Here is an 11,081-nt window from a genome sequence, read left to right on the forward strand (position 1 = left end):
AGATGCAAATTGATTTTGGGGCGGGTGATGACATTTTTTTTACCAAAGAGGGGCGTGCTGGTATTATAAAACTCACACGTCCTTTAGCATTAAACGCTCTTAATCAACGCATGGTTTTTGCTTTAAAAAAAGCTCTCAGTACGTGGAAAACAGATGATGATGTTTCTTGCGTTTTAATTGAAGGGGAGGGACGGGCTTTTTGTGCTGGTGGGGATGTGGTAGAAATATACCATATGGGGACAAAGGATTCTTCTTACCAATATTTTAGTGATGAATATCGCTTAAATGCGTATATTAAACATTTTCCAAAACCCTACATTTCCTTTTTGAATGGTATTTGGATGGGAGGAGGGGTAGGGATTTCTCTATACGGTTCACATAGAATTGTTACAGAAAATGCACTTTTTGCTATGCCAGAAGGGGCTATTGGATTTTTTCCAGATGTTGGTGCAAGTTTTTTCTTACCATCTCTTCCCAATTACTTTGGTATTTATCTTGCATTGACGGGGGCACGCATAAAATGGGGTGATTGCTTAAATTTAGGGTTAGCAACACATGCTGTTCCTGAAATTAAATTAGAGTGCATTAGAAAAGCTATTATTGAGCAAGGAAATCCTAAGTTTGCTTTAGAAAAACACGCAATTACAAAAGACTATGAAACAAATCATGAAACACGCGCTGTTATCAGTGTGTGTTTTAGTGTCCATACATTGGAGAAATGTATTGAATTCCTTCATAAAAAAAGCAATGAAGGCATTTTATTCGCCAAAGAATGTTATGATATTTTGCAATCACGTTCTCCTACAAGTTTAAAAATTATCTGGAAACAAATGAAACAAAATCCATCTCAAACTTTGGAAGATTGTATAAAAATTGAAAATCGCATCGCACATCATATGATCAATTCACATGATTTCTATGAAGGTGTGCGTGCAATGTTAATTGATAAGGACAAAACACCTAAATGGCAGCCAAACAAGCTTTCATCTGTTACAGATGAAATGGTAAATGCTTACTTTCAACCTGTTGAAAAAGAATTATTATTTTGAAAAATAATCCTCAAAAACAAATTTCAAAAATCAATTTAATTTATAAGTGTTATTTGCGTTTTTTGGCGCTCATTTGCTTAGGTTTAAGTGTTTTTTATTGGGTGCGTCTTGTTGGCGTATTTCCAGGCATTTTATGGTGTTTTGATCTTATGCCATGGCAGTGGCAATTCGCTTCAGCTACATTGGCTGTTGTTTATCCTATTGCCTTAATTGGACTTTGGATGTTTTCATTTTGGGGAATTGTCTTATGGTGTATCGCAGCAATTATCGAAACACTCACGATGTATTATTCCACTTCTCAATCATTTGCAACATTTCATGGAATATTGTTTTTAACTTTTATCATAATACAAATCATAATGATCTTTTTGAAAAGAAATCATATAAAAGATGACTAGGTTAAAAATAAGAATTACTACTGTTGCCATTTAAATTATCGGGCCAGAATGGACTGGCCCGTTTGTTAATTTCTCAATCTTTATTTTTAAAGATCATAAAGAAAAAGGTACCCACCACAAATCCCAAGTACTAGTGGCTTTTGTTGAAAATATCCATAGCAATGTTGCTACAGTTCCCCAAAACGCTGCTATCATAAAATATACCCCTCTTGTTTTTAAGTTTTAAAAAGTTCCATAATATATATTATGCGATAATATGATATGAAAATAATAAAAGGATTTAATCTAAATCTGTAATAAAAATAGAAAACCATACTTTAACATATTCATCACAATTAAATCGCATATTTCATCTTTTAAACAAGATTATGGCTAAATTTTGTTAATCATTAAAATAATTTGAAAATTATTTAAATATAAAAATTTAAATACTATATTTAAAAAATATGGCTTTAAGTAATATTATACTTAAAGCCAAAAACAAGTATGCTATCTGATAAAAAAAGACACAACTAGTATGAAAATGAAATAAGACAGAGACTAGAAATTTTAAAGAATCTTTTAGTTAATAGAAATATTTAGTACTAGGCTTGTGCTTCTGTTTCAAAAATAAGTCCCTGATATGCAGGCTTAACATGTGATGGGACATAGTTTATAATGTCATTATAATCAAGGGATCTATCCATATGTGTAAGTATAGCTTGTTTTGGTTTTAAGTATTTTATCCATTGTAATGCTTGATCAACGGAAAGATGACTTGGATGAGTTTCAAATTGAAGAGATTCAATAACTAAAACATCCAAATTCATTAATTTTGGTAATGTTTCCTCAGGAAATTTACTAACATCTGTACAATAAGCAACATTCCCAATACGAAAACCTAAAGAATGGATATTTCCATGACATTGCAAATGCGTATTAACGGTTATTGCTCCACCCTGCCCCTGAATAATAAATTGACTATCTTCATTGATGAGATGCTCTTTTAAAATGGGTGAATAAGAAGAACCTTTTGGTTTTTGAAAACAATACCCGAAAGCATTTTTCAAATGCTTTAGCGTGAAGGTATCGGCATAAATATCTATTAAACATCTTTGTGCAAGTGCATAACTGCGCAAGTCATCAATACCGTGAATATGATCCGCATGAGAATGCGTATAGAGTGCAGCATCAAGATGGTTTACATGAGCATCAATCATTTGTGATCTAAAATCTGGACCAGTATCAATAACGATGGTTGTTTTCTTTTCTGATGTATGAATGCGTTCGACTAATAAAGAACTTCTGTAACGTTTATTTTTAGGGTTATTAGGATCACAAGCTCCCCAATCACCATTAGGGCGTGGCACTCCCGGAGAGGGACCACAGCCTAATATTGTAAATCGGTACTTATCGCACATAACCTTTTTGCCTTACTTCATTTTGCTAAAGAAACGAAAAGCATTGTGCGTCGTTATCTGAGTTATTTCTTCAGTAGTTAAGCCAATTGTTTCAGCCAAAATAGCTGCTGTATAGCATACAAAAGATGGCTCATTTGTTTTACCTCTATGAGGAATGGGAGCTAAAAATGGTGCATCTGTTTCCACTAATAAATTCTCATGAGGCACAATTTTTGCTATTTCACGGATTTCATGTGCATTTTTAAAAGTAAGAATACCTGAAAAAGAAATATAACCACCAAGTTCAAGTCCAGCACGGGCAAGTCGCATCCCAGACGAATAACAATGAAGGACAAATGGAAAAGTACCTTCTTTTATCTGTTCACGTAATATTTCCTCCATATCCAAATCAGCATTGCGTGAATGTATGACAAGAGGAAGCTGTGTTTTTCGAGAAGCGATGATATGTTCTCGAAAAACTTTCTTTTGCTCCTCTGGTGAAGAATAATCATAATGATAATCAAGACCAACTTCGCCCAATGCAACGATTTTCGGATGCTTTGAGAGATGAATAAGCTCTTCAGCTGTAATATTTTGTTCTTCATGGGCATAATTGGGATGCGTACCAACGGAACAAAAGACTTGGTCATAGGTTTGCGCAATTGCTAAAAGCTTATCCAACTTATGAACATGTGTTGAAATCGTTATCATACGTTTAACGTCGGCATCTAAAGCCCGTTGAATAACATCATCCAAATCTTGTGAAAAATCTTCAAAATCAAGATGACAATGGGTATCAATCAACATGATAAGTATCGTCTTTCTTAAGAACATAACGAGGGAAAATGGGTTCTGGTGGTGGAAGATCAAGACCTTCTTGAATTTTTGAATGGCTAATATGATACAGTAATCGGTCTTCTTCAGCAATCGCAAGATTATCAAGAAGCTTGTTTGCAGATTGTGGTATAAAAGGCAAGAGCATAATTCCTATTCGCCTCAGAATTTCTAATGTTATGTAGAGAACTGTAGAAAATCTTTCTGGATTATTTTTTCGTAAACTCCAAGGTTGTTCGTTGGCAAAATAGCGATTAGCATCTGCTACAACTGAAAAAATAGCTGAAAGTGCTAAATGCATTCCATAAGAAGCCATTGCTTGGCGTACAGTTTTAAGCACTTGAAGAGATTGTTCTAGAAGTTGTTCATCTTGAACTAAAAATGTAGCTGGTATAGGAACTTTTGCATTGCAATTCTTGGCAATCATAGACAAAGAGCGTTGTGCTAAATTACCAAGATCATTAGCAAGATCGGCATTAATGCGATTCACAAAACTATCATGGTTATAACTACCGTCTTGTCCAAATGGCACTTCACGAAGAAGAAAATAACGAAGCTGATCAAGACCATAGTGATCGACCATTTCAAAAGGATCAACAACATTTCCAATGGACTTTGACATTTTTGCTCCGCGATTGAGTAAAAAACCATGAGCAAAAATATGCTTAGGCAACTCAATTTCAGCAGACATTAAAAATGCTGGCCAATAGACGGCATGAAAACGAAGAATATCTTTACCAATGATATGCGTATTTGCAGGCCAAAAATTACGTTTTTTTGAATTTTCATCGAAAAAGCCAATTGCTGACAAATAATTTGTAAGCGCATCAACCCAGACATACATCACATGCTTTGGATTCCCTGGAACAGTAACTCCCCAATTAAAACTTGCCCGTGAAATAGAAATATCTTTTAAACCCGATTTGATAAAACTTATAACTTCATTACGCCGTTCGGTTGGAGCAATAAAATGAGGGTGTTTTTCATGATGTTCAAGAAGGACTTTTTCATAACGGGAAAGTCTGAAAAAATAACTCTCTTCTTCGTTCCATTCAACTGGAGAACCTAACTCCTTCTCACGACGGATGTTATCTTCTCCAATTTCAGTATCTTTTTCTTCATAATATGCTTCCTGACGAACCGAATACCAACCACTATACCGACCAAGATAAATATCGCCATTCGCTTCCATTTTTTTCCAAATTTCTTGACAAGCTTGATTATGGCGCTCTTCTGTCGTACGGATGAAATCGTCATGAGAACAATTTAATACTGCAAGCATTTTTTGAAATACTGTACTGTTTTGGTTTGCAAGCTGTTTAGGTGTTATACCTAATCCTGCTGCGGTTTGTTGCATTTTTAAACCGTGTTCATCCGTACCCGAAAGAAAAAATACATTTTTGCCATCTAATCGTTGAAAACGGGCCAAGACATCGCTTGCAATTGCACTATAGGCATGACCAATATGTGGAGAGCCATTGGGATAAAAAATTGGAGTTGTTATGTAATATGTGTCACGCATGTCATACTCATTGTGAAAGGCAATAAAAGATACACTGACATAACGCCTGTTAATCACATTGTCACGGAAAAAGCGCACCCTCGCGAATGATCTTCTGAACTTTAAAAAGTAAGTTAATAATGAATTGCTTCTTATCGAGATTAAATGATTGCGTTTCCCCTATCTCATGATGAACTTCCTGCCATGCTTGCGCACATTGTTTTGAGAGAGTTAATTCCCCATTTTCAATAAGCATGATAGCTTTTTTTTGAATTTTATCAAGAATTTCATCACAAAATTGTTGAAATTGAATATCCGAAGAAAGAGATGAAAGTGTTTGTGCAAGAGTATGCACAACAGTTGGATTGCAAACAGATTGTTCCAAGAGAGTATCGATGGTTTTAACAATTTCAAAAGCACCATGGCAAATAAGCAAGGCAGCTTTTCTAGGATTTCCTTTGGATCTTTCTATAACCATTTCAATAATTTTTTCATCTGCTAAATTCTGACGGGAAAAGATATGTGTAAGGACTTTTTTCACTTCATCATTATGCAATGGTCGCAAAGAAATTTTTTGGCATCGTGAACGAATTGTTGGAAGCAATCTTCCTAGAGAATGGGTAATAAGAATGAATAGCGTCTTTTTAGGAGGTTCCTCAAGTGTTTTAAGAATGGCATTAGCAGCACTTTTATTCATATCATCTGCGGGGTCAATGATAACAATACGCCACCCATTATCTTGTGATGTTTGATTTAAAAAATGCATAACATCACGTATATCTTCAATCAGTACACCTGTTTTGAATTTTTGCGTTTTTAAATCAAAGCGACGTGAAATATGCAAAAGACTAGGATGACTGCCTTTAGTAATTTGGCGCCAAATAATAGAATTATGCTCTGGTTGCAAGAAGTTGCCTTTTTGAGAGCTTAAAATATTCCAAGCAAGATGAAATGCCAATGTGGCTTTTCCAATTCCCTGCTCTCCTTCAAACAATAACGCATGATGTAAACGCCCCGCTTTATGCATTTGTGTTAAAAAGTGGCGTGCATCCTGATGACCAAAAATCATATTATTCTGTGAAGGTGATAAAATTGTATCGATATCATCATATTGACGTAAAGTATTTACATCATTCATAAAAATAGTCCATCATTGCTTGATCACAAATACTTTTTATTTGATCTGCAACAACGCGCATTGTATCCGTTGCATCAATCACACAAAACCTATGAGGCTCCTGTTCTGCCAGTCGAAGAAAAGCTTTGCGTCTTTGTTCTTGAATTTCCAAATTGTCTTTTTCAAAATAATCAATTGTTTCTGCTTTTTTACTTATACAATTTATGCTTTCCAAAAACCTTCGAGTATTTGCACGTTCCATAGCATATTCTGCCGATATATCTAATAAAAATGTCAAATGAGGCATGATTCCATTGAGTGCAACACGTTCTAAAACAGAAAGAGTAGAAGAATTTACTTTATCATTGAGTCCTTGATAAACACGTGTAGAATCAACAAAGCGATCACATAAGACGACTTTTCCTTCTTGCAAAGCAGGTGCAATTACCTCAGTAACATGATCGATGCGTGCAGCTGTAAACAAGACAGCTTCAATTAAAGGTCCATACTGTTGTGTTTGACCCGACAATAAAATATGGCGGATTGCTTCTGCACCTCGCGTTCCTCCTGGTTCTCGTGTCATAACAACTTCATAGCCCTTGTCTTTAAGATGCTCATAAAGATTATGAAGTTGCACTGATTTTCCTACTCCATCCCCCCCTTCAAATGTGATAAAATACCCTGACACCTATAGACCTTTCCCTTATTTATCACATACTATAAATATTTTCGTAACCATCCAATTGTTATTTCATAGAATGCATCCTTTACTTTTGTAAAGAAACTTCCTTCCTGAATATTGTTTCCAGCAAAAACTGGTTTTTCAAGAAAAACTTTTTTATCTTCTAAAATTTGAAGAATACCAATTGGTTGTCCTGAAACGATAGGAGCTTTCAATGGACCATGATATTTAATTTTTGCTTTAATATTCATTTTTTTTTCATTTGAAAGCATAAAGCTTATGGGCTCTTTAACAATAAGTGGAACAGAATTTTGTACCCCACCATACACAGAAGCGTGACCAATTGCTTCTCCTTTTGTGAAAATCGTTTTAAGATCAAAAGCTGTCATTCCCCATTGAAGAATGTGTTCTACTTCTTTCGTATAGTCTTTCTTCTTTTGCAAACCATTTATTGCTAAAAAAAGACGTCGATGATTTTTATAAACAGTAGTAACTATTGAAAAACCTTCTTCTTCACTGTATCCGGAGCAAAATCCTTCAACACCAATTTTTTTAGAAAGAAGAGGATTTTTGTTCCGTTGAAAAATCTTATTCCAAGTAAAATCAGGTTCACGATAAAGCACATAGTAATCGGGATATTCATGAACAATATGTCGCGCTAATATAATCATATCACGCAATGTCACAAACTGGCCCTCTTCAGGGAGTCCCGTTGCGTTAACAAAGTGGCTATGCAACAATCCGAGTGCTTTAGCTCTCTGATTCATGCGTTTTGCAAAATTAGCCTCACTTCCCGCTATTCCTTCAGCAAGGATAATCGCTGCGTCATTCCCATTAACAATAATTAAACCACGCAAAAGATCAGAAACATTCATTTCTGTCTTCACTTTTGCAAACATCGTGGTTGTACCGGAAGGTGCTCCACCCTTGCGCCAAGCATTTTCACTTACCTGGAATTTTTGTGTACGACTTAACAAACCTTCTTTTAATTGATGAAAAACAACTTCAGCCGTCATCAATTTTGCTAATGAAGCAGGAAAAAAAGCACTATCACTTTTTTTTTCATAAAGTATTGTATCTGTGTTATCATCTAATAGCAGTATTTGTGATGCAGAAATTTGAAAGTTTTGTGCCCTTCCCTGCTCCTCCAGCATCAACATACAAAGTAAGGTAAATAAAACCCTTAATGCTACACACATAGCCGATTCTCCCATATCTCAAGATATCAGCATAAAGAAGCGTATTATAAAAGAAAAGATTTGTTTATTTCTGCAAACTGAGAATCACCACAAACTTAGAACCAGTTGCTCTTTTACTCAGTCGCCTAAAAATAAACCAATATTCTATGCTCTTTTTTTCATTGGATACGTAGAATTTATTTTTAATTTTAGGTAGGCAAAGCGTAACAAGCCTTTCAAGCATATTTCCCTTTAAAATAAGAATCTTAATAAAAACAATCACTTTTATTAATTGTCTGTAATTCGAAAATTACACAGTCTAGAAATAAAATTTCTTTTGCTCACAATAGCTTTAATCAGTTGATTGTTATTTTTTTGCTTGGCTTATTCATAAAAGCTACTTGATCAAGTAAAATCGGCTTATTAACCAAAACAGGGCCAATTTCCGGTAATTTTATTGAAAGTGCTTTGTTGAATTTTTTTTGTTCAATTGCAACTTCGTCTAACCGTTTTTGATTCACTGCAGAAAATCTTGCTGGCATGACGTTTTCTCTCTCTTTCTGGAGATTTGCCAATACTGGATTGTCATTTCCTGACGTATAAGAAGCCATTAAATAAGCAGCATCATAATATCCCACCGGTGCTTCAGAAATATACTCCACTTTAACATTTGCCACACCTGAATTTGCATAACCAAGTATTTCTGCAGCTTGTTTTGATAAATCAATGATTCTCTCTTTCATAAAAGGACCACGATCGTTCACTCTAACAATGATAGAAGATCCATTTTTCAGATTAGTGACACGAGCATAACTAGGCAAAGGCATTGTGGGATGAGCAGCCGTTAAGAGATTCATATCATAGATTTCACCGTTTGCAGTTAAACGTCCATGAAAATCTGAACCATACCACGATGCTTCTCCAATACGTTTATAGGCTGGGTCATGTTGGGGATAATACCACTTTCCTTTGATTTGGTAAGGTTTACCGACAATGGACCGCCCGCTTCTCTTTTCTTTTGATTGATTTTGCTCACTTGATTTTTTTTAGAAAGAACAGTAGTTTTTACGTCAGTTGGCTTATTATTATGATAAAAACTTTTTACTCCCCAAAACGCTGTTTTACTTGCGCAGCAAGATACTAATAACTGAGAAACAGCTATTATAGAAATGAATTGAAATGTCGAATTAAGAATGGAAGTAAATTTTTCTTTGCTAATTAAAAGCATCTGTCAGCCCGCTTATTTCTATTGAGTATATACTGCAAAAAACACACCGCACCTTGCTGCATGCGATAGGGAAATTCATATTTTTAGATTTTAGATGATTCCCCTCGCGTGCTTATACTATCTCGAAAAATTAACCTTAATCAATAAATTAATGCAATATTAACTATTCTGTGATTTTTTGCAAGGAAAAAATGCAGTATAAATTGAAGTGAAAAAATAAAGAAATCAGCATATTAATAAAGGATAGGATATTCGCAACATAAACTGTGAATAAGTAGGATAATTCTACATTACAAATGTTAAATCACTCCCATTTAATGCGAAAAAAGCGTAAAGCTCAACAAACGCTCCCAATAATTAGATATCATTTTCTAAAATTTTGAGACATTAATACGTGAACTATTCTACTCTGAAATAATATGAGGAACTGGACTTACTCAATAAAAGATAGTTCTAGAATAAATCAAACCTGTCAATATTGTATCATAAACTGGATACAATGAAGTTTATAAGAGTGCCTGTTTCTTTTGCGACTACAGAAATTAAAATAGAATAGAAAAGAAGTGAAATTATTGAATTCTCAGAGCTTCTGTAGATAACGAGATGGGATATTTCATTGGATATTATATCAACTTTTCATTTCTTTCGGAAAAAATATTTACTTTAAAATAAGATTACTGGTTTCAATGCTCTTCTGAAAAGTATCGGACTTAAAAATTATTTGATTTGAATTCAAACAGTTTTATTAAAAACGTTTAGAACCCCATTTAAATGATTGACCTTTTGCAAGAACTTTGTAAAAAAGCATACTTAGTTTGGAGGGGTGGCCGAGCGGTTTAAGGCACCGGTCTTGAAAACCGGCGTGCAGGAGACTGTACCGTGGGTTCGAATCCCACCCCCTCCGCCACTTAGTTTTTACAAACCAATAACTTATTGATTTTACATGTGTTTTTTTAAGGTTCGGGATGTAGCTTGCCATCAGGTTTTGTATATTTTGACAGTAGGTTTTGTACCAATTTATTTTTTTTCAAAGGGGTTTTGAAGGATCATTTAGAGCTGCTTTTATGAGTCTTATTTTGCTTGGCTCAGAATCGTAGTTTGAGATGCTTCATCTTTTCCATCAATCCCATTATTTGACAGCTAAAATCTGTAAGATATGCATACAGAGACCAACAAATTTTGTCTAATTCGCATCATATTTTGTAAAAATGACCTCCTTTTCAAAGGATTTTCATTTTTTCAAAGGGTTCTCAAAGGGTCTTCAAAGACCTTTCAAAGGTCATTTAAAGCCCCCTTTCATGAATCTTTTTTTCTTTTCCTAAAGATCGCAATTTGAGATGATCAACTCTTGAGCCAGCATCGGATTATTTGATCCACATGTATAAGATGTATTCACCTCTTTTAGTTTAAATTGGCTAAAGGTTTTTCGGATCTCTGGCACATCATTGAGAGACAGAACAAACTTTCCCTTTAATTGGGCAAGCAGTGTGGACATTTTCTGGTAATCCTCTCGTTTAAACAAATCTTTGCCATAGCAATTCTCAACGCCAAAATAAGGTGGATCAAGGTAAAATAAGGTCGTTGACCGGTCATAACGCCTAATAAAATCAAACCAGTCTAAATGTTCAATGGTCACATTTGATAAACGCCGGTAAATCAGCTTTAAGAACCCTTCAAGTTTGAAAGAGTTAAACCGTGCACCACGGTAGGGATTA

Annotated in this window: 9 protein-coding genes, 1 tRNA gene and 1 pseudogene; 3 read left to right on the plus strand and 8 right to left on the minus strand. The window is 34.8% G+C overall.

Annotated features, from left to right (window positions below; translation table 11 throughout):
- Positions 1-2: 2 nt before the first annotated feature.
- Both J7R10_RS05545 and J7R10_RS05550 read left to right on the plus strand, forming a co-directional pair.
- Entirely contained in the window at positions 3-1,049 is a 1,047-nt protein-coding gene (locus J7R10_RS05545) for an enoyl-CoA hydratase/isomerase family protein (RefSeq protein ID WP_010705272.1), read from the plus strand.
- Complete coding sequence (locus tag J7R10_RS05550; protein WP_010705273.1) at positions 1,046-1,447, plus strand: DUF6163 family protein; 402 nt, start codon at positions 1,046-1,048, stop codon at positions 1,445-1,447. The genes J7R10_RS05545 and J7R10_RS05550 overlap by 4 nt, the downstream gene beginning before the upstream one ends.
- A 584-nt stretch (positions 1,448-2,031) precedes the next feature.
- Here J7R10_RS05550 and J7R10_RS05555 read toward each other — a convergent pair.
- The 7 genes and pseudogenes from J7R10_RS05555 to J7R10_RS10245 form a co-directional block, all read right to left on the minus strand.
- Complete coding sequence (locus J7R10_RS05555) at positions 2,032-2,847, minus strand: MBL fold metallo-hydrolase (protein ID WP_010705274.1); 816 nt, start codon at positions 2,845-2,847, stop codon at positions 2,032-2,034.
- Between the two features lie 12 nt (positions 2,848-2,859).
- Positions 2,860-3,633, minus strand: a complete 774-nt coding sequence (locus J7R10_RS05560; RefSeq protein ID WP_010705275.1) for a TatD family hydrolase — start codon at positions 3,631-3,633, stop codon at positions 2,860-2,862.
- Positions 3,623-5,182, minus strand: coding sequence for a methionine--tRNA ligase (gene metG / locus J7R10_RS05565; RefSeq protein ID WP_010705276.1), 1,560 nt, complete (start codon positions 5,180-5,182; stop codon positions 3,623-3,625). Before metG ends, J7R10_RS05560 begins: the two co-directional genes overlap by 11 nt.
- A gap of 61 nt (positions 5,183-5,243) precedes the next feature.
- The gene (locus J7R10_RS05570; protein WP_010705277.1) at positions 5,244-6,299 is read right to left on the minus strand and encodes a DNA polymerase III subunit delta'; all 1,056 of its coding nucleotides are present in this window, start codon (positions 6,297-6,299) and stop codon (positions 5,244-5,246) included.
- Complete coding sequence (gene tmk, locus J7R10_RS05575) at positions 6,292-6,966, minus strand: dTMP kinase (protein WP_010705278.1); 675 nt, start codon at positions 6,964-6,966, stop codon at positions 6,292-6,294. Before tmk ends, J7R10_RS05570 begins: the two co-directional genes overlap by 8 nt.
- Before the next feature lie 29 nt (positions 6,967-6,995).
- Entirely contained in the window at positions 6,996-8,159 is a 1,164-nt protein-coding gene (locus J7R10_RS05580) for a D-alanyl-D-alanine carboxypeptidase family protein (RefSeq protein WP_010705279.1), read from the minus strand.
- 335 nt (positions 8,160-8,494) lie between these two features.
- Positions 8,495-9,366, minus strand: a pseudogene (locus J7R10_RS10245) (septal ring lytic transglycosylase RlpA family protein).
- Between the two features lie 817 nt (positions 9,367-10,183).
- On the opposite strand from J7R10_RS10245, the gene J7R10_RS05590 reads away from it, so the two are divergent.
- Positions 10,184-10,273 (plus strand) — tRNA-Ser (locus J7R10_RS05590).
- Positions 10,274-10,684: 411 nt separating this feature from the next.
- On the opposite strand, the gene J7R10_RS05595 is transcribed toward J7R10_RS05590, so the two are convergent.
- A partial coding sequence (locus tag J7R10_RS05595) for a DNA adenine methylase (protein ID WP_246787408.1) occupies positions 10,685-11,081 on the minus strand: 397 nt, incomplete at its 5' end.

It is taken from the genome of Bartonella vinsonii subsp. berkhoffii ATCC 51672, assembly GCF_902825225.1.
GTDB lineage: Bacteria > Pseudomonadota > Alphaproteobacteria > Rhizobiales > Rhizobiaceae > Bartonella > Bartonella berkhoffii.